This is a genomic window from Enterobacter sp. 168J2, from assembly GCF_034107265.1.
GTDB lineage: Bacteria > Pseudomonadota > Gammaproteobacteria > Enterobacterales > Enterobacteriaceae > Enterobacter > Enterobacter nematophilus.
The window spans coordinates 240,380-260,447 of sequence record NZ_JAWNEB010000001.1; the positions used below are offsets into that span (position 1 = coordinate 240,380).

Annotated in this window: 16 protein-coding genes; 11 read left to right on the forward strand and 5 right to left on the reverse strand. The window is 58.2% G+C overall.

Features of this window, described 5'->3' with window-relative positions:
- Window positions 1-38: 38 nt before the first annotated feature.
- Window positions 39-926, reverse strand: a complete 888-nt coding sequence (gene rhtA / locus USG84_RS01165) for a threonine/homoserine exporter RhtA (RefSeq protein WP_061098793.1) — start codon at window positions 924-926, stop codon at window positions 39-41.
- Between the two features lie 355 nt (window positions 927-1,281).
- Between rhtA and ompX the strand changes: the two genes are divergently transcribed.
- Window positions 1,282-1,800, forward strand: a complete 519-nt coding sequence (gene ompX, locus USG84_RS01170; RefSeq protein WP_061098792.1) for an outer membrane protein OmpX — start codon at window positions 1,282-1,284, stop codon at window positions 1,798-1,800.
- Between the two features lie 117 nt (window positions 1,801-1,917).
- Here the strand turns inward: ompX and USG84_RS01175 are convergent, their stop codons facing one another.
- A complete protein-coding gene (locus USG84_RS01175) occupies window positions 1,918-3,501 on the reverse strand; it encodes a phosphoethanolamine transferase (RefSeq protein ID WP_151412781.1) in 1,584 nt (527 codons plus the stop codon).
- Between the two features lie 269 nt (window positions 3,502-3,770).
- A complete protein-coding gene (mntS, locus tag USG84_RS01180; protein ID WP_014831181.1) occupies window positions 3,771-3,899 on the reverse strand; it encodes a manganase accumulation protein MntS in 129 nt (42 codons plus the stop codon).
- Between the two features lie 183 nt (window positions 3,900-4,082).
- On the opposite strand from mntS, the gene mntR reads away from it, so the two are divergent.
- The 9 genes from mntR (at window position 4,083) to USG84_RS01225 (ending at window position 14,723) form a co-directional block, all read left to right on the forward strand.
- Complete coding sequence (gene mntR / locus USG84_RS01185) at window positions 4,083-4,556, forward strand: manganese-binding transcriptional regulator MntR (RefSeq protein ID WP_008501176.1); 474 nt, start codon at window positions 4,083-4,085, stop codon at window positions 4,554-4,556.
- Complete coding sequence (locus USG84_RS01190; RefSeq protein ID WP_253541309.1) at window positions 4,553-5,662, forward strand: anion transporter; 1,110 nt, start codon at window positions 4,553-4,555, stop codon at window positions 5,660-5,662. Before mntR ends, USG84_RS01190 begins: the two co-directional genes overlap by 4 nt.
- 101 nt (window positions 5,663-5,763) lie before the next feature.
- Window positions 5,764-6,858, forward strand: a complete 1,095-nt coding sequence (locus USG84_RS01195; RefSeq protein WP_253541312.1) for an HlyD family secretion protein — start codon at window positions 5,764-5,766, stop codon at window positions 6,856-6,858.
- Window positions 6,855-8,426, forward strand: a complete 1,572-nt coding sequence (locus tag USG84_RS01200) for a DHA2 family efflux MFS transporter permease subunit (protein WP_061098788.1) — start codon at window positions 6,855-6,857, stop codon at window positions 8,424-8,426. Before USG84_RS01195 ends, USG84_RS01200 begins: the two co-directional genes overlap by 4 nt.
- Window positions 8,426-9,949 (forward strand): efflux transporter outer membrane subunit, encoded by a 1,524-nt coding sequence (locus USG84_RS01205; RefSeq protein WP_253541315.1) that lies wholly within the window; start codon window positions 8,426-8,428, stop codon window positions 9,947-9,949. The genes USG84_RS01200 and USG84_RS01205 overlap by 1 nt, the downstream gene beginning before the upstream one ends.
- Before the next feature lie 102 nt (window positions 9,950-10,051).
- On the forward strand, window positions 10,052-11,092 hold the full coding sequence (locus USG84_RS01210; RefSeq protein ID WP_151412783.1) for an aldo/keto reductase: 1,041 nt from the start codon (window positions 10,052-10,054) through the stop codon (window positions 11,090-11,092).
- 149 nt (window positions 11,093-11,241) lie between these two features.
- Window positions 11,242-12,618: a glycoside hydrolase family 1 protein gene (locus tag USG84_RS01215; protein WP_253541319.1), complete on the forward strand. Its 1,377-nt coding sequence runs from the start codon at window positions 11,242-11,244 to the stop codon at window positions 12,616-12,618.
- 51 nt (window positions 12,619-12,669) lie between these two features.
- Complete coding sequence (locus tag USG84_RS01220) at window positions 12,670-13,995, forward strand: PTS sugar transporter subunit IIC (protein WP_151412784.1); 1,326 nt, start codon at window positions 12,670-12,672, stop codon at window positions 13,993-13,995.
- A gap of 11 nt (window positions 13,996-14,006) precedes the next feature.
- On the forward strand, window positions 14,007-14,723 hold the full coding sequence (locus tag USG84_RS01225) for a GntR family transcriptional regulator (protein ID WP_253541322.1): 717 nt from the start codon (window positions 14,007-14,009) through the stop codon (window positions 14,721-14,723).
- Window positions 14,724-14,766: 43 nt separating this feature from the next.
- On the opposite strand, the gene ldtB is transcribed toward USG84_RS01225, so the two are convergent.
- Complete coding sequence (ldtB, locus tag USG84_RS01230; protein ID WP_008501186.1) at window positions 14,767-15,687, reverse strand: L,D-transpeptidase; 921 nt, start codon at window positions 15,685-15,687, stop codon at window positions 14,767-14,769.
- Between the two features lie 222 nt (window positions 15,688-15,909).
- On the opposite strand from ldtB, the gene USG84_RS01235 reads away from it, so the two are divergent.
- Window positions 15,910-17,505, forward strand: coding sequence for an ABC-F family ATPase (locus USG84_RS01235; protein ID WP_047073790.1), 1,596 nt, complete (start codon window positions 15,910-15,912; stop codon window positions 17,503-17,505).
- Window positions 17,506-17,692: 187 nt separating this feature from the next.
- On the opposite strand, the gene USG84_RS01240 is transcribed toward USG84_RS01235, so the two are convergent.
- On the reverse strand, window positions 17,693-20,056 hold the full coding sequence (locus USG84_RS01240; protein WP_320738107.1) for a glycoside hydrolase family 31 protein: 2,364 nt from the start codon (window positions 20,054-20,056) through the stop codon (window positions 17,693-17,695).
- Window positions 20,057-20,068: the final 12 nt, after the last annotated feature.

The following is a 20,068-nucleotide window of genomic DNA, read 5'->3' on the forward strand; positions in this document are numbered from 1 at the left end:
ATTCTGCATGGCCGTGAAGCCATGCAGAATATATGGCATTAGCCGATGTCGATTTTCTCAACTTTGGGTTCAGGGCGCATGGTGAGCGTTGACCCCATCGACGCCGCAATAATTGAGCAGAGCGCCAGCGTCTGGGTTAACGTCAGCGTTTCGCCCAGGAACACCATCCCGGAGATCGCCGCAAGGGCGGGCTCCATGCTCATCAGGGTGCCAAATATGCGCGTCGGCAGACGCGTCAGGGCGATCATCTCCAGAGAATAGGGGAGAGCCGTTGAAAGAATAGCGACCGCCAGCCCGATGGGCATGACTGACCATTGCCAGATAGATTCCGTGGCCTGCGCCATACCGATCGGCACAAAAACGATAGCCGCAATCACGGAACCCAGGGCGACCGTTGCCGGGCCATGCTCTTCACCCGCGCGCTGCCCGGTGAGGATATAGACAGCCCAGCACGCTCCTGCTCCCAGAGCCAGCGCTGCGCCCGTGAGATCAATCTCAGAGACATTCTGGCCGAGCGGCAGCAGGAACCATAAGCCCAGAACGGCCAGTACGACCCAGATAAAATCCACCGGACGACGTGATGAGAAAAGCGCCACCGCCAGCGGGCCGGTAAACTCCAGCGCGACGGCGATCCCGAGCGGGATGGTCTGGATGGAGAGGTAGAACATATAGTTCATTGCCCCGAGGGACAGGCCATAAAAAAGCAGGGGGAGCCGTTGCTCTTTTTTGAAGCGCAGACGCCAGGGTTTGAAAATGGCAACGAGTATCGCCGTGCCCAGCACGATACGCAGGGCTGTCACCCCGGGCGCACCCACCAGTGGAAAAAGCGATTTTGCCAGCGAAGCACCGCTTTGGATGGACAACATGGCAATAAGTATGACGGCTACCGGCAACCAGACCGACGACGTGCGGGATAACCCAGGCATCCTTTCTCCTGTAAGCTAATGTCAAATGGAGTAAAGGTTGCAGTGTAAAGGAAATATACAGCTACGGTTGAGACTACGTTGAAAAAAAAGACCCATGAAATCCGTAAAATGGTTAAGCGCTGGTGGATTTATCACCTGAAAGATTAGGAATAATCTGGATGAATGTAACGGCGCAGACGCGCAATATGGGCGTTTAGTAGGAAAAATCGCATGTGATTTGAAAGAGTTAGCTGAGGTTGGAAACGTTCTGTTACAGGAAAGGCCTCATTAGACATCACGAATCACAAAGAGTTTCGCAAATTTTTTTGATATATTTAAAACTTACGGACTTACTTGAAGCACATTTGAGGTGGTTATGAAAAAAATTGCATGTCTTTCAGCACTGGCCGCTGTACTGGCTGTTTCCGCAGGTACCGCTGTAGCTGCTACTTCTACCGTAACTGGTGGTTACGCTCAGAGCGATATGCAGGGCGTGATGAACAAAACCAACGGTTTCAACCTGAAGTATCGTTACGAGCAGGATAACAACCCGCTGGGCGTGATCGGTTCTTTCACCTACACCGAGAAAGATCGTACTGAAAACGGCGCATACAACAAAGGCCAGTACTACGGTATCACTGCTGGTCCAGCTTACCGTCTGAACGACTGGGCAAGCATCTACGGTGTTGTAGGTGTTGGCTACGGTAAATTCCAGCAGACCGAAAACCAGGGTCTGAACCGCACTGCAAGCAACAGCGACTACGGCTTCTCCTATGGCGCGGGTATGCAGTTCAACCCAATCGAAAACGTTGCTCTGGACTTCTCCTATGAGCAGAGCCGTATCCGCAACGTTGACGTTGGCACCTGGATCGCGGGCGTAGGTTACCGCTTCTAATCACTTCGGTGAGCTAATAAAAAATCCGCCCAATGTGGCGGATTTTTTTTTGTTTGTACCCTCTCCCAGTGGGAGAGGGCCAGGGTGAGGGCATCAGACCGCACGAGACCGCACTGCTTACTTACTCTTAATATCAAAAATGTCCGTACCCAAATGGTTGTAGTCAACTTTCTGTAACTTGAAGTTGGTAACGTACACTGGGGGCGCTTTCTTGTTGGAGATAAACGGGTAACTATTTTTTATCTCTTTGGCCTTAATCCCCGTCCACTGCGAGAAGAACTGCAGGAAATCATTCGCCGAGCGCCGCGCTTTGATAACGCGATGCGTTTTATCATCACTCGACAGCACCATAAACGGCACCTGGAAATTCTGCTGGAACTGATCGTCGTGCGCCAGATACTGCACTTCTTTGCCACGCTCTTTAAACGCCAGCCCGTGATCCGAGAAATAGACCACGGAGAAGCTTTCGCCCGTGTTGCGCAGCTGATCGTAAAGCTTGCTGAGCAGTTCGTCAGTTTGCGTCATGGTGTAGAGATAGCAGGAGGTCTCTTTAGACTGCACAAACTCCGCGTATTTCCCGCCAGTGCGATCGCAGGCCTGCGGGTGCGACCCCATCAGGTGCAGGACAATCAGCTGCGGCTGGGTGCGCGGGGTAGCAAAGACCTGCGCCGTCATCTTCAGCAGCGCCTCGTCTTTGGTGTTTTTGTCGGCTTCAAAGTCGCCGCTCTTCAGGAACTGCACTTCGTCAGCACGCTTGGCAATACTGGCGATGGCCGTGTCGTATTCGCCAATTTGCCCCTGATTGGAGAACCACCAGGTCTGAAAACCGGCGCGGTTGGCCAGGGTGACGAAATTATCCTGAAACTGAGGTTTGCCATCCACCACGCGGTTCAGCGTCAGGCCGAGCGATTTCTGCGTTGAACCGCTGGCCGCCACATAATCGGTAAACAGGGTACCGTTGACCGAGCTGGCAAACGGCGTGTTATTCCAGTGCCCGCCGAAGGCGCCCAGTGCGTCGCGACGTGCGCTCTCGCCAATCACCACCACGTAGGTATGGTATTTCGGCTTAACCGCCAGCACGTTCCAGGTGTCTTTCATATTGGAAAGTTCAGCCATGCGCGCCTGCTCGTCGAGAACCTCTTTATTGTTCACGACGACGTCTTTCACGAAACGGAACACCGGATAGCCTATATTGATGAGCCTTAGCTTACCGTCCCAGGGAATATTCTGGATGGGGGCGACGAACGCCACGGCAAGGCTGAAGACCAGACAGAGTATTTCGATTTTACCCCAGGATTTTTTCTCGCCCGACCGACGGCGGATGGCGATAACGCCCAACGCGAAGATAAATAACCCTACCACGTAGCTGTACCAGGGGAAGATCGTCAGGATCTCCGTCGACTCTTCCATATTGGTGGAGTGCAGCGCGAGAAGGGTATTAAAGTTTGGCGAGCCGTAGGCCTGGCCAAACGGGAAATACATCGCAGCAACCAGCGAGCAGACCCCTACCAACGCTTTCTGCACGCGCGGGGCCGCTCGCCACAGCACATGCAGGATGCAGGTGAAAGCCACTGCATAAAGCAGGCTGAAGGGATAGCCGAGCGCAAAGTTAATCAGCAGCGACTGCAAAAAGTAAAATCCCGTCCACGGGCTTAAGGCCCGGCTGCGGGTAACGATGGTATCTAACAGGGTTACATTCATAGGTCACTATCACAAAAACGCCATGTGCTCACCCTGGCGCCAAGGGTCAAAGCCTGCCGGACAGTGCGTGGAAAGGGAATGAGAGGTCCGCTTCAGCGAGCCGCAAATTGTGCAGGGCTGCAAGAAGATAGTGCGAGCGTGAATTAAGGTCAACAGTTGCTAAACAGATGTTTTGCGAGGGGGGCTGCAAATCCGCAAAAATTATCGGGAATTGGTCAGTTTACAGCGGAAGTGTGACAGAAAAATGAAGCGGCGTACCGCAACGCCGCTTAGTGGGAAGGTTTGTCGTCCTGATGCGGTTTGTTGTTAAACATATCGCACAGCATGTTCAACAGCATTAAGCGCACTTTAAAAGGAGAGTGGGTAAACACGGTCATACACCTCTTGAATTCGTTCATAAGACCTCCTGATGTTTGATCCCTTCGATCCGTGAAGGGTGACTGCATTACATACAGATATAGCACAGGCTATATTGTATAGCTATGGCTATTTCGTTAATTTTTTGTGCTTGTGGAGGGATGGTTTACAATGTGCGCTCTCGATACCGGGCGCTGGAAGCGTCACCCCACTGAGGAAGTACAATGAACCGTCGCGCAGGTAAGCCAACCATTAAAAAAACGACGCAACTGGTGAACGTTGAGGAGCATGTCGAAGGTTTTCGCCAGGTCCGTGAAGCGCACCGGCGTGAACTGATTGATGATTATGTTGAGCTGATTTCCGATCTGATCCGCGAGGTTGGGGAAGCGCGTCAGGTTGATATGGCCGCCAGGCTGGGGGTTTCGCAGCCAACGGTCGCTAAAATGTTAAAACGTCTGGCCTCGGTAGGCCTGATCGAAATGATCCCCTGGCGCGGCGTGTTTCTGACGCCGGAAGGGGAGAAGCTTGCTCAGGAGAGCCGCGAGCGCCATCAGCTTGTCGAGAACTTTTTGCTGGTGCTGGGCGTCAGCCCGGAAATTGCCCGCCGGGATGCGGAAGGAATGGAGCACCACGTTAGCGAAGAGACGCTGGTGAAGTTTCGCGAATTTACCCTTAAATATGGTCCCTCCGCTGAATGAAAATCCCTGGACTGCAGGCCCTGTCACGCGATCGTTTCTTCCATCTCTTATTAATCACTGGCGCCGGGTTAAGCCTGTTTGTGCCGTTTGCGCCACAGGCCTGGTCTGCGGCGATTGACTGGCGCACCATCATCACCCTGAGCGGGTTAATGATGCTGACCAAAGGGGTCGAGCTGAGCGGCTATTTTGACGTCCTGGGACGTAAAATGGTGCGCCGTTTTGCCACCGAGCGCAGGCTGGCCCTGTTTATGGTGTTCTCCGCCGCGGTGCTGTCGACGTTTCTGACCAACGATGTGGCGCTGTTTATCATCGTGCCCCTCACGCTCACCCTGCGTAAGCTGTGCGAGATCCCTGTCAGCCGCTTGATCATCTTTGAAGCGCTCGCCGTTAACGCCGGTTCTCTGTTGACGCCCATCGGTAACCCGCAAAATATTCTTCTCTGGGGACGTTCCGGCCTGTCATTCGCCGCCTTTACCTGGCAGATGGCGCCTCTGGCGCTGGTGATGATGCTGTCGCTGCTGGCGGTCTGCTGGTTCGCGTTTCCGGATAAAAAGCTGCAATACCATAGCGGAACCACGGGCCCGCAGTGGCAGCCGCGGCTGGTCTGGAGCTGCCTCGGGTTATACATCGTCTTTCTGTTCGCCCTGGAGCTAAAGTATGAGCTGGCGGGCGTCCTGCTCGTCGCCGCGGGCTTTGTCGTGCTGGCGCGGCGCGTGCTGGTGAGCGTGGACTGGACGCTGCTGCTGGTCTTTATGGCGATGTTCATCGACGTGCATCTGCTTATTCAGCTTCCGGTGCTGCAAAACGTTCTGCACAGCGTTAGCGGTCTGTCGCAGCCGGGGCTGTGGCTGACGGCGATTGGCCTGTCGCAGTTTATCAGCAACGTGCCTGCCACCATTCTGCTACTCAACTACGTTCCGCCGGACACGCTGCTGGCCTGGGCGGTCAACATCGGCGGGTTTGGGCTGCTGCCCGGCTCCCTGGCAAACCTGATCGCCCTGCGGATGGCCAACGACCGCCGCATCTGGTGGCGCTTCCACCTCTGGTCGATCCCGATGCTGCTCTGGGCTGCGGCGATTGGTTTCGGACTATTCCTTCTCATATAGTGCGCAATTTGTCAGTTTTTCCTGGCAAATGTATAGCAACGTCCTAGCTTTAGTGAACGGCATAGTGTGATGCCGCTCACTGACAGGACCGTTGCTGAACTATGGCAGAAGAACAAAATCCGCCTGCTGACGAGCAGGAAAAAAACAATAACGAGCGTAAACGCCCGGGCAAAAAACCGTTAATTATCCTCGGCATTGTCGTGGTGGTGATGGTTGTTGTGGCGCTGGTCTGGTGGTTTTTAACCCGTAACGAAGAGACCACCGACGACGCCTTTACCGACGGCGACGTGGTGACGATTGCCCCCAAAACGGCGGGCTACGTTACCGAGCTTCGCGTGCGCGATAACCAGCGCGTGAAAAAGGGCGACCTGCTGGTGGTCATCGATCCTCGCGATACCACCGCCCAGCGCGATCAGGCTCAGGCCCAGCTTGGGCTGGCTATCGCGCAGCTGCATCAGGCCCAGGCGCAGCTGGCGCTCTCGAAGGTGCAGTATCCCGCCCAGCGTGACGAAGCCAAAGCGCAGGTGCTGAAAGCGCAGGCCGATCTGGCGAACGCGCAGGCAGAGTACCGGCGCCAGCGCGGCGTCGACCCGCGCGCGACCACCCAGCAAAGTATTGATTCCGCGAACGCTCAGCTGCGCAGCGCCCAGGCCGGTCTGGCCAGCGCCCAGGCACAGCTGGAAGTGGCGGAGCAGATACAGCTGCAGATTCGCCAGCAGGAGACCAACGTTGAAGCCCGCGAACGTCAGGTCGATCAGGCCAAAGCGCAGCTGGAAACCGCGAACCTGAACCTCTCTTATACCGAAGTCCGCGCCCCGTTCGACGGCTTTGTCACCAAACGCAACGTGCAGCCCGGCACGCTGGTGCAGGCGGGCACCGCGCTGTTCTCGCTGGTTTCCCCGAACGTATGGGTCGTGGCGAACTTTAAAGAGTCCCAGCTTGAGCGCATGAAGCCCGGCGATAAGGTCAGCGTCTCCGTGGATGCCTGGCCGGATATGGAGCTTGAAGGCCATATCGACAGCATCCAGCAGGGCAGCGGCTCGCGCTTCTCCGCCTTCCCGTCGGAAAACGCCACCGGTAACTTCGTGAAGATTGTTCAGCGCGTGCCGGTGAAAATCGTCATTGATAAAGGTCTGGATCCGAACAAGCCGCTGCCGCTGGGGCTGTCGGTTGAACCGAAGGTTACCGTGGAATGACGGATCATAGCCACGATAACTGGAAGCCCGCCAGTAACCCGTGGGCGGTGGCGATTGTCGTCACCCTGGCGGTGTTTATGGAAATTCTGGACACCACCATCGTCAACGTCGCGCTGCCGCACGTGGCGGGGTCGCTTTCGGCCAGCTATGACGAATCCACATGGGTGCTGACCAGCTACCTGGTGGCGAACGGCATCGTGCTGCCCATCTCGGCGTTCCTGAGCCGGCTGTTTGGCCGCAAGCAGTTCTTCCTCATTTGCATCGTGATGTTCACCATCTGCTCGTTTCTGTGCGGTATCGCCACCGAGCTTTGGCAAATCATCCTGTTCCGCGTGATGCAGGGCTTCTTTGGCGGCGGGCTACAGCCCACCCAGCAGTCGGTGCTGCTCGACTACTTCAAGCCTGAGGACAGGGGCAAAGCGTTTGGGCTTTCCTCCATTGCCATCATCGTTGCGCCGGTGCTTGGCCCGACGCTGGGGGGCTGGATCACCGACAACTACTCCTGGCGCTGGGTGTTCTTTATCAACATCCCGGTGGGGATTGTCACGGTGCTGGCGATCTACCAGCTGCTGGAAGATCCGCCGTGGGAGAGCAAATCAAAAGAGAAGCTATCGATCGACTGGACGGGGATCGGCCTGATCGCCCTCGGTCTCGGTTGTTTGCAGGTGATGCTCGATCGGGGCGAGGATGACGACTGGTTCTACTCGAACTTTATCCGCACCTTCGCGGTGCTGACGCTGGTCGGCATTATCGGCGCAATCTACTGGCTGATGTATGCCAAAAAGCCGGTGGTAGATCTCCACTGCATGAAAGACCGCAACTTCGCGATCTCCAGCCTGCTGATGGCGGGGATGGCGATGATCCTCTACGGCAGCTCGGTGGTGATTCCGCAGCTGGCGCAGCAGGATCTTGGCTACACCGCCACCTGGTCCGGGCTGGTGCTGTCGCCCGGCGCGGTGCTGATCGTGTTGACCATCCCGCTGGTGCTGAAGCTGATGCCGGTAGTGCAGACGCGCTGGATCATCGCCTTTGGCTTTACCTGCCTGGCGGTGTCGTTCTTCTGGTCGCGCACGCTGACGCCGGATATCGATTTCGAAACGCTGGTGCTGTTCCGCAGCGCCCAGTCGATTGGTCTGGGGTTCCTGTTTGTGCCGCTCACCACCATCGCCTTCATCTCTATACCGAGGCGGCTCAACGCCGACGCGGCGGCGCTGTTCACCATGTTCCGCAACGTGGCGGGGTCCATAGGTATTTCGCTCTCGACGGCCGCCATCACCGAACGCGCGCAGGCGCACAGCGCGCACCTTGCGTACCACGCCTCGCCGTTTAACGAGCAGTTCCAGCTGGCGATACGCGAAAGCGCCCAGGCGATCCAGAACTTCACCACCCAGGTCGGCGACCCGACCGGGATTGCCACCGGGCGGATGTACCAGACGATGATCGAGCAGTCGCGCTTTCTGGCCTACATCGACGTCTTCACCATCCTGAGCGCGGTGGCCTTGTTACTGATTCCGTTTTGTTTGTTGCTCTCGCCGGTTAAGAGCGAGGGGAGTGCAGGAGCACACTGATGATACACAGACGTTTACACCCCCTGATGATAATGATGCTGCTGGTGGGCTGCGCCGTCGGGCCGGACTACCAGCAGCCTGCGCCGCCCGCCGTTACGCACTGGAACGATAAGGGCGATAGCGGGGTGAAATCGCAAACCACCTCCGCCGCGACGAACCCGCGCTGGTGGAAAACCTTCGGCTCGCCGCAGCTCGACAGCCTGGTCGAGCGCGCCATCGCCGGGAACCTGACGCTGCAGCAAACGGTGCTGCGCATAGCCGGGGCGCGTGAACAGATTAACCAGGCGGGCGGGGCCTTTTTCCCGTCGGTGAACGGCAATCTGCAGGCGACGCGCCAGCAGCTCGGGCTGGAAGGGGAGCTAAAATCCCACGGCGTGTACGACCAGCTGGATAATGTCGATCCTGAACTCAGAGGCGCGCTGGGCCCGCTGACGCAGCCGATTAACCTCTACAAGGGCAGCTTCGACGCCCAGTGGGAAATCGACCTCTGGGGCAAGGTGCGCCGTCAGGTGGAAGCCGCCGAGGCGCAGCAGAAGGCCGCAATCGAGCAGCGCAACGACGCGCTGGTATCCCTGGAAGCGGAAGTGGCGCGCGCGTGGCTCCAGCTGCGCGGGGCGCAGAGCATTATCGCCACCCTGAACACCCAGATTAAAAGCGCGCAGCAGACGCTGGACCTCACCGAAAGCCGCCAGCGCGGCGGACTCTCTCCGCAGATGGACGTGGAAAACGCCCGGGCGCAGCTGGGCAATCTTGAAGCGCAGCTGCCGCAGTATCAGGCGCAGGAGCGGCAGGCGATGAACGGCCTGGCGATCCTGCTCGGCAAGCCGCCGGGGGCGCTGGATGCGGAACTACAATCCGCGCAGCCGATGCCCGCGCTGCCGGATATCGTGCAGACCGGCATTCCGTCCACGCTGGCGCGCCGTCGCCCGGACGTGCGCGAAGCGGAGGCGAACCTTCATGCCGCCACGGCGCAAATCGGCGTCTCGGTGGCCGAGCTGTTCCCGAGCTTTACCCTCTCCGGGCAGCTTGGCCTGCGCAACAGCGAAAGCAGCTGGCTGACCGACTGGAGCAGCCACTTCTACAGCTTCGGCCCGCAGGTTTCCATTCCCATCTTCCAGGGCGGCCGGCTGGTCTCCAGCGTCAAGGTGGCGCGCGCGCAGCAGGGGGCGGCGGTGCTGGACTATCGCCAGACGGTCCTGACGGCGCTCGGGGACGTGGAAAATGCGCTGGTGAGCTATCGCACCGACCAGCAGCGTGAAGCGGGCCTCGCGAAAACCATCGACGCCCTGCAAAACGCCTTTGATTTAGCCAGCGACAGCTACCGGCAGGGGATCGCCAGCTTTATCGACGTGCTGGACGCACAGCGGCAGCTGGCGCAGGCCGAGCAGCAGCGCGCGCAGGCGCAGGTGCAGAGCGCGCTCGATCTGGTGGCGCTTTACAAGGCGCTCGGCGGCGGCTGGGAGCCATATCAGCAGGTGCAGCTCCCGAACTACAGCGTCTTTGGCGACGCCCCGCGCGGATAAATTCAGAGGATTGGGCAAGAAACGGACAGGAACGCCACATTCGCGATGGCTGAGGGGCGGGTATAACTATCGGATACCCAATCGACATGCGAGGAATAACTGATGCGTTATCAAAAACTGGGCAACACCGGTCTGTTTGTTTCTGAACTGTGCCTCGGCACCATGACCTTCGGCGGTGAAGGCGGCATGTGGGGCAAGATTGGCCAGCTGCAGCAGAGCGAAGCCGAGCAGCTGGTGGGCCGCGCGCTGGATGCCGGGATCAACTTCATCGACACCGCCGACGTTTACTCGGAAGGGCGCTCGGAGGAGATACTCGGGCGGGCGCTGAAAAACCTCAACGTTCCGCGCGAAAATGTGGTGGTTGCCACCAAAGTGTTCGGTGAAACCGGCACCGCGGGAGTGAACTCGCGCGGCAGCTCGCGGTATCACATTATCAGCGGCGTGAAGGAGAGCCTGCGCCGCCTGCAGCTGGATCATATCGATCTCTATCAGCTGCACGGTTTCGACCCGGCAACGCCGATAGAAGAGATGCTCTATGCGCTGGATAACCTGGTCCAGCACGGCCACGTGCGCTACATCGGCGTCTCGAACTGGGCGGCATGGCAGATTGCCAAAGCGCTCGGTATCTCTGAACGCCTCGGGCTGGCGCGCTTCGCGTCGCTGCAGGCGTACTACACCATCGCCGGGCGCGATCTTGAGCGCGAGCTGGTGCCGATGATGCAAAGCGAAGGCGTTGGGCTGATGGTCTGGAGCCCGCTGGCGGGCGGCCTGCTGAGCGGAAAATATGGCCGCGACGGGCAGAGCGAAACTGGAGGCCGTCGTCTGGAGTTCGACTTCCCGCCGGTGAATAAAGAGCGCGCCTTCGACTGCGTGGACGTAATGCGCACGATTGCCGAAGGCAAAGGCGTCTCCGTCGCGCAAATCGCCCTGGCGTGGCTGCTGCATCAGAAAGCGGTAACCAGCGTGATTATTGGTGCGAAACGCGTCGATCAGCTGGACGACAATATTGCCGCAACAGGGATCCGACTGAGCGAAGACGAGCTTAAGCAGTTGGATGCAGTGAGCGCATTGCCGCGCGAGTATCCGGGCTGGATGCTCGCGCGGCAGGGCGAATATCGCCGCAGCCAGCTCGCGCAACAATAACCCTCCTCATCCCCGGTGGCGCTTCGCCTGCCGGGGCTTTTTTTCCCGCACTGCTCACAAAAAAAGATCCTCATCTTTGATCCAAATTTCATCTTCGCCTATATGACTAGTCATGAAATTTTAAATGACTAGTCATATAGGGAGAGAGCATGAACAAATCGCTGCCGGCCAACTTTTTATGGGGCAATTCGGTGTCCAGCATGCAGACGGAAGGGGCCTGGAACGAGGGCGGGAAGGGCATGTCGGTCTACGACATTCGCGAAGCCGGGGAGAATATCTCCGACTGGAAAGTGGCCACCGACTCCTACCACCGCTACCGGGAAGATTTCGACCTGATGCAGGATCTGGGCATGAACTGCTACCGCTTTCAGATCTCGTGGAGCCGCGTCTGTCCGCAGGGTGACGGCGCGTTCAACGACGAGGGCATCGCGTTTTACGACCGTTTTATCGACGATCTGATTGCCCGCGGCATCGAGCCGATGGTCTGCCTGTACCACTTCGACATGCCGCTGGCGCTGGCGCAGGAGTACAACGGCTTCAACGACCGCCGCGTGATGGAGGCCTTTATCCGCTACGGCAAAAAGATGATCGACTGCTTCGGCGACCGCGTGAAGTACTGGCTGACCTTTAACGAGCAGAACATCTTCCATATGCCGGAAGCGTTCCGTATTTCCGGCTACATGAAAGGGGAGCAAACCCTGCGCGAGCTTTATGAGCTTCAGCACCATGCGATGGTGGCGCACATGTCGCTGACCGAGTACCTGCACCAGACAAAACCGGGCCAGCTGATGGGCGGCATGCTGGCGCACCAGCTGATCTATCCGGCCACCTGCAAGCCGCGCGATATCTTCTGCGCCCAGCAGTATGACGAATTCCTCAACCAGAACCTGCTGCGCGTCTTTGCCGGTCAGGGCTACAGCCCGGCGGTGATGGCGGTGGTGGAGCAGGAGGGCTTTGGCGATATCTACCGCCCGGACGATCTCGCGCTGTTTGCCCGCACGAAAAACGACTTTATGGCCTTCAGCTACTACGCCAGCAAAACGCTGGACAGCGACGCCATACCGGAAGGCACGCCGGTGAACTATTACCTGCTGCACGGCGAGAAAAATAACCCGTACCTTAAGGCCACCGAGTGGAACTGGCAGATCGATCCGCTGGGCTTTCGCACCATCATCACCCGCTACGCCAACGACTGGCGCATGCCGGTCTTCCCGATCGAAAACGGCATAGGGGTGATTGAGTCCTGGGACGGCGTGAACCCGATTGAGGACACCTACCGCATCGACTATCACCGGGCGCATATCGAGGCCATGAAGGAGGCGATGTTTGAGGACGGGGCAGAGGTGATCGGCTACCTCGGCTGGGGGTTAATCGACATTCTCAGCTCCCAGGGCGACATGCGTAAGCGCTACGGCGTGGTGTACGTTAACCGGGAAAACCACGACCTGAAAGACCTCAGGCGCGTGCCGAAGAAAAGCTACGCGTGGTTAAAACAGGTTATTCATACCAACGGACGCGAGATGTAAGCCGTACGCTGCCGGGCCGTTTTTGTGACTGATTGATGGGAACTATCCGCTATGTCTGAAGCAAAAATAACACCGCACATGCAGTCTTTTGTCGATAAATTTGTTGAGTTCTCGGCGCGCCTGGCAAACCAGGTGCACCTGCGCTCCCTGCGCGACGCCTTCGCCACGGTGATGCCGATTTTCATCCTCGCCGGTCTGGCGGTGCTGGTGAACAACGTGGTGTTCCCGTGGATTTTTGAGGGCGACACGCTCACACGGTTTAAGGTGTGGGGCGAGGCGATCGTCAACGGCACGCTGAATATTGCCGCGCTGCTGCTGGCGCCGATGATTGCCTGGTCGCTGGCGCGCAACAAAGATTTCGACAATCCGGTCTCGGCAGTGGTTATCGCCGTCAGCAGTTTTATCATCATGATGCCGATGCGCCTGCAGATTACGCCCGTCGGCAGCGACGCCGCGGTGAGCGTCACCCAGGTGCTGACGTTCGCCAATATCGGCTCAACCGGAATTTTCGCCGGGGTGCTGATCGGGCTGCTCTCAACGGAGCTGTTTATCGCCATTTCGCGGCTGAAGGCGCTGCACATTTCGCTGGGGGAGAACGTGCCCCCGGCGGTCAGCCAATCCTTTACCGCGCTGATCCCAACCATTCTTACCTTGTCGGTGTTCGCCGTGCTGGCGGCGCTGCTGGCAAACGTGCTGCACACGGATCTGATCCACCTGATCACCACCTTCATCCAGCAGCCGCTGCGGCTGATCAACACCAGCCTGCCGGGGACGATTTTCATCTACAGCTTCGGCAACTTCCTGTTCACGCTCGGTATTCATCAGTCGGTGGTCAACAGCGTGGTGCTGGAGCCGTTCCTGCTGATCAACACCAACGAGAACATGCTGGCCTTCGCCAACGGACAGCCCATCCCGCATATCATCAACAACATTTTCGTGCCGACGTTTGGCATGGTGGGCGGCACGGGCAGCACGATCTCGCTGCTGATCGCCATCTTTATCTTCTCGCGGCAACAATCGGCGAAGCAGGTGGCGCGTCTGTCGCTGGCGCCTGGCCTGTTCAACATCAACGAGCCGGTCATTTTCGGCCTGCCGATCGTCTTTAACCTGCCGCTGATGATCCCGTTTGTGCTGCTGCCCGCCATCGGCATTTACTTTGCCTGGCTCTGCACCACGCTGGGGCTAATGTCCCGCTGCGTGGTGATGATCCCGTGGACCACGCCGCCGATCCTCAGCGCCTGGCTGGCGACGGCGGGGGACTGGCGGGCGGTGGTGGTGCAGTTGGCAATCATCGTATTTGGTGTATTCTTCTACCTGCCTTTCCTCAAGATTGCCGAGCGAGTGGCGTTGAAAAACAGCGGGATAGAAACTAACTGAAAGGAAGGACGATGGCGGCGAAGTACATCACCATAGCGCGGGAAATCAAGAAACGCATTATCAGCCAGCAGTACGCCGCCAACGAACCCCTGCCGGACCAGTTTGCGCTGGCGGCGGAGTTCAGCACCAGCCGGATGACCATCCAGCAGGCGATGCGCCAGCTGATCGTCGAAGGGCTGGTCTATACCCGTCAGGGGCAGGGAACGTTCATCCGCAAGAATTTCCTTCAGCTTTCCCAGTGGGATCTCTCCGGCAGCGACTACTTCGGCGCCACCAAAACCTGGGAACATCTGGGCACGGTCACCAGCCAGGTGGTGCATTTTGAGCTGCGCTTCCCGAACGAGAAAGAGCAGGCGTCGCTGATGATTAACGCCGATGCGCCTGTCTATGACTTTATTCGCCTGCGCTTATTAAACGGTGAACCGATGTCGCTGGATTCCACGGTGATGCCGATGAATCTGGTGCCCGGCCTGACGAAAAGCCATCTTGAAGGTTCGGTGTTTCAGTACGTTCAGGAGACGCTGGGGCTGAAAATTATGGGGTCGTACCGGGTGGTGCGGGCGCTAAAGCCAAACGCGCTGGACAGGGAGCATCTGGTCTGCGAGCAAACCGATCCGGTGCTGGAAGTGGAGCAGGTGATTTATCTGGAGGACGGCACAGCGCTGGAGTATGCCCACTGCCACTATCGGTACGACCACGGCGGGGTTGTTATCGTGAATAACGGGTAAAAAAAAAGCGGGTATCGAAACCCGCTTTTTTAATGTTTCTCTGTTAATTCAAACGAACCGGCATACCGGAACGGTTTTGAATCGCCTGGTCGACGATGGTGGTTTCGACGTCAGGCTGAGAGGTCACGGACTGCACCGCGCTGTTCAGCGTAATCGGGACGATCTCGTTGTTGTTGATCTGGTCTTCGCTGGTAGACAGCGGGTTGTGTACTTCAATGTAGCGGCTGCCGTCTGGCTCAGAGGTCGCTTTCACCGGTTCGTTGATGAACTGCACGCGGGTACCGACCGGCACGTTTTCGAACAGGAACTTAATGTCGTCGTTACGCAGGCGCACGCAGCCGTGGCTTACGCGCAGGCCGATACCGAAGTTGGCGTTGGTGCCGTGGATGGCGTACAGGCGGCCAATGTACAGCGCGTACAGGCCCATCGGGTTATCCGGGCCGGCTGGTACAACGGCGGGCAGCGGCTCACCCGCAGCAATGTATTCCGCGTGCATTTTGGCGGTTGGCGTCCAGGTTGGGCCCGCTTTCTTACGCTCTACTTTGGTGGTCCAGTTCAGCGGTGTGTCTTTGCCCAGCTGGCCGATACCGATTGGCAGCACGATAACGGTGTTGGTGCCTTTCGGGTAGTAATACAGACGCATTTCGGCGCTGTTGATCACGATGCCTTCATGAACGGTATCCGGCAGGATCAGCTGCTGAGGAATATTCAGCACGGTACCCGCTTTTGGCAGATACGGGTCAACGCCCGGGTTCGCTTCCAGCATGTTAGACAGGCCCAGCTGGTACTGCGCGGCGAAATACTCCAGCGGCTGAGAGTTACCCTCAGGCACCGTCACCACCTGGTTTTGACCCACCAGACGGCTTCCGTCTGTCGGCAGGGGATACGTCACCGCAGACGCGGTCTTACAAAAACCTACTACGGCTAACGCCGCCGCAAAAAGCGTTGTTAATTTCATGTTCATGTTGTGCGAGGTATCTAAGCCATTCTGGCGATGAGTTGATAAGTCTGAATCTGTGATGGGAGCGCATTATATGTGCATTCCCGCTCACAGGGAATTCAGATGTGTACGAAATCACATTTTTTTCGATTTTGTTAAAGTTTAGTGGATTGCCGCAACACGGGATCTCAATTCGGAATTGTGGCATAATGCCGTGTTTATCACACTTTTCGCAGGAATCTCCCCGTGTTAGTTACCAGCAACGTCACTATGCAGTTTGGCAGTAAGCCGCTGTTCGAAAACATTTCCGTCAAATTTGGCGGCGGCAACCGTTACGGCCTGATTGGTGCCAACGGTAGCGGAAAATCCACCTTCATGAAGATCCTCGGCGGTGACCTGGAGCCAACGCTCGGCAACGTGTCGCTCGACCCTAACGAGCGCATCGGTAAGCTGCGTCAGGATCAGTTCGCCTTTGAAGAGTTCACCGTACTCGACACCGTGATCATGGGGCACGCGGAGCTGTGGGAAGTGAAGCAGGAGCGCGATCGCATTTACGCGCTGGCTGAAATGAGCGAAGAAGATGGCTATAAAGTGGCCGATCTGGAAACCCAGTACGGCGAAATGGACGGTTATTCTGCGGAAGCGCGTGCGGGCGAGCTGCTGCTGGGCGTGGGCATTCCGGTTGAACAGCATTACGGCCCGATGAGCGAAGTCGCCCCAGGCTGGAAGCTGCGCGTGCTGCTGGCGCAGGCGCTGTTCTCTAACCCGGACATCCTGCTGCTTGACGAACCGACGAACAACCTGGACATCGACACCATCCGCTGGCTGGAGCAGACGCTGAACGACCGCGACAGCACCATGATCATCATCTCGCACGACCGTCACTTCCTGAACATGGTCTGTACGCACATGGCGGATCTGGACTACGGCGAGCTGCGCGTGTATCCGGGCAACTACGACGAATACATGACGGCGGCCACCCAGGCGCGTGAGCGTCTGCTGGCGGATAACGCCAAGAAGAAAGCGCAGATTGCGGACCTGCAGTCCTTCGTCAGCCGCTTCAGCGCCAACGCCTCTAAATCGCGTCAGGCGACTTCCCGTGCTCGTCAGATCGACAAAATCAAGCTGGAAGAAGTGAAAGCCTCCAGCCGTCAGAACCCGTTCATCCGCTTCGAGCAGGACAAGAAGCTGTTCCGTAACGCGCTGGAAGTGGAAGCCCTTACCAAAGGCTTCGATGAAGGCCCGCTGTTTAAAAACTTCAACCTGCTGCTGGAAGTGGGCGAGAAGATTGCCATTCTGGGCGCCAACGGCGTGGGTAAATCTACCCTGCTGAAAACCCTGGTGGGTGAACTGCAGCCGGACAACGGCACCGTGAAGTGGTCTGAAAACGCGCAGATTGGTTACTACGCGCAGGACCATGAGTACGAGTTCGAAAACGATCTGACCGTCTTTGACTGGATGAGCCAGTGGAAGCAGGAAGGCGACGACGAGCAGGCGGTGCGCAGCATTCTGGGTCGCCTGCTGTTCAGCCAGGACGACATCAAAAAGCCGGCTAAAGTGCTCTCCGGTGGTGAGAAGGGCCGTATGCTGTTCGGCAAGCTGATGATGGAAAAACCAAACATCCTGGTGATGGACGAACCGACTAACCACCTGGATATGGAATCGATCGAATCGCTGAACATGGCGCTGGAGATGTATCAGGGCACCCTGATCTTCGTCTCTCACGACCGTGAGTTCGTCAGCTCGCTGGCGACCCGCGTGATCGAAATTACGCCAGAGCGCGTGGTAGACTTTACCGGTAATTACGAAGATTATCTGCGCAGTAAAGGTATCGACGGCTAATTTCCCGTCGTCTTTCACGCTGCAGATGCGTTGGCTTCACCTGTTCACCCCGGTCACTTACTTATGTAAGCTCCCGGGGATTCACAGGTTTGCCGCCTTCCTGCAGCGCGAAATACTTAGGGAAAAGCGTCGTGCCTTTATTCCCTCTCCCCATGGGAGAGGGTTAGGGTGAGGGCATCAGGCCGCACTACACCACCCACTCGCCCCCTTCAGCCCCGTTCACCCGCAGCGTACGTTTTTCCCCTACAGGCAGCGACACCTTCAGCGCTTTCCACGCCGGACGATAATCCCCGCGCGCGTTGACCTTCAGATTGATGGTTGTACCGTCGCACACCATTTCCCACTCCACCCACAGCGCATTGCCGTTCTGGTAGCCCCAGCTTTCGCCGTCGTCTTCAAACAGCAGCCCGGAGGTTGTGCCGACGCCCTTCAGCGGGAACAGCTTCAGTTCGCGGGTATTGTCTTTTTCAGTGGACACGTGGGTAATGCGTTCGCTCAGCGGAAGAGCGGCACCGGCGCGCACCAGCAGCGGCAGTTTTTCCAGCGGCGCGTCGAGGACGATCGACTGGCCGCCCGCATACCACGCGTGGGTGTAAAAATCGTACCAGCCGGTGTCGTTATCCGGCAGCCACACGCGGCGCTCGCGCTGCCCGGCTTCAACGACGCTTGCCACCAGCAGGTCGCGGCCCAGCAGGAAGTCATCGCACTCTTCGAAGGTCTGCGCGTCGTGCTCGTGGTCGAGGAAGGTCGGGCGCAGCATCGGCTCGTCGTCGGCGTGCGCCAGCCAGAGCAGGGTGTAGAAGTACGGCATCAGGCGATAGCGTAGCTCAATCGCGCCGCGAATGGCTGGCGTGACGCCCGGGTACATCCACGGCTCGTTCACGGTATGGTCATCGTTCCACGAGTGAATGGTAAAGCGCGGGTGCATCACGCCGTTCTGCACCCAGCGCACGAACAGCTCGGCGTCCGGCTTGTCGCCGGAGAAACCGCCCACGTCGTGGCCGACGTTGAACAGCCCGGACAGGCTCATGCCCAGCCCCATGCGGATGTTATAGCGCAGGGTGTCCCAGTTAGTGCGGTTATCGCCGCTCCAGGTCTGGACGTAGCGCTGCATCCCGGCGCAGCCGGAGCGGGAGATGAGATACGGGCGTTTTTCCGGCGCGAAACGCTGCTGCGCTTCCAGCGAGGCGCGCATCATCAGCAGCGGCATCACCGGGCGGATGTGTTTGATGGCGATCTCCTTGCCAAAACCATGACAGCGCGCTTCGCCGTCCCACACTTCGTATTCGTTGTTATCGTTCCAGGTGGAGTCGATCCCCATCTCCAGCAGCTGCGTGGTGACCCCTTCCTGCCACCATTTCACCGTCTGCGGGTTGGTAAAGTCGAGGTGGGAACCTTCGTCATCCCAGAAGCTGGAACGTTCAGGCGCGTCGGTTTCTGAATCACGGATGAACAGGCCGCTCTCCGCCACTTCGTTATAGCGCGGATGGTCCTGCAGCAGGCACGGCTTGATGTTTGCCGCAAGCTTCAGCCCCGCGTCGTGGAAGGCCTGGCTCATCACCTTCGGCTGCGGCACCTTGTCATAGTTCCAGTTGAAGACGTAGCGCTTGCCGTTGATGGAGGTATAGCCGGACGAGAGCTGGAACGAGTCGCACGGAATGGCGTGCTCTTCGCACAGGCGGATGAAGTTCATCAGCTGGTTTTGCGCGTCCGGCGCGTCGGTGTAGTGCATGGTCGAGCCGCTGTAGCCCAGGCTCCACTTCGGCCCGAACAGCGTTTTCCCGGTCAGGCGCACGAAGGCTTTGGTCACGTCCAGCACGCGCTTGCCGGTAAAAATGTAGTAATCAATATCGCCCGCTTCCGCCTGCCAGCGGCGGTAGGCGGTGTGGTAGTTGTCGATCTCGTTGCCCAGATCCAGCCAGCAGCTGCTCAGGTTGTCGTAGAACAGGCCGTAGCTCACGTCGTCGCGGCGGGCGATAGTGAACGGGATGTGCTTGTAGAGCGGGTCGGTGCTGGCCGCGTTGTACCCCATTGCATCGAGGTTGCGCATCTCATAGCGTTTGCCGTTGCGCTGCAGGTCGCCCGCTTTCTCGCCCAGGCCGTAGAAACGCTCGTCCTTGCGGCGGCTCAGATAGTGCGACACCCCGTCGCCGTGGGCGTTCAGCAGGTAGGCGCTGGTCGGGCGGTCGTTGACCAGCGGCTGCCACTCGCCTGCGTCATTGCGGTAGTGCCACTCCATCCACAGCGGCTGGTGGACGGTCACGCGCAGCTGCTCCGTTGCCACCGTCACTGCGTCACCCTGCTGCGTCAGGGTCCAGGCCGGGCAGGAGAAACCGCTTAAGTCGTCACGACGGCGGCCTTCCCACGGCACGTCTTGTTCCGGCGCGATGCTCCAGGTGCGGTCCAGCGCCAGCTCGCCTTTGCGCTTAATCAGCACGCGGAACAGGTTCTCTTCCAGCACATACAGGCACAGGCGGTGCTGGTTATCCACCAGCAGCTCAAGATGGTTTGCCGACTGCGTATCAACGGTCCAGTTTTTCAGGGTTTTCATATGCAATACATC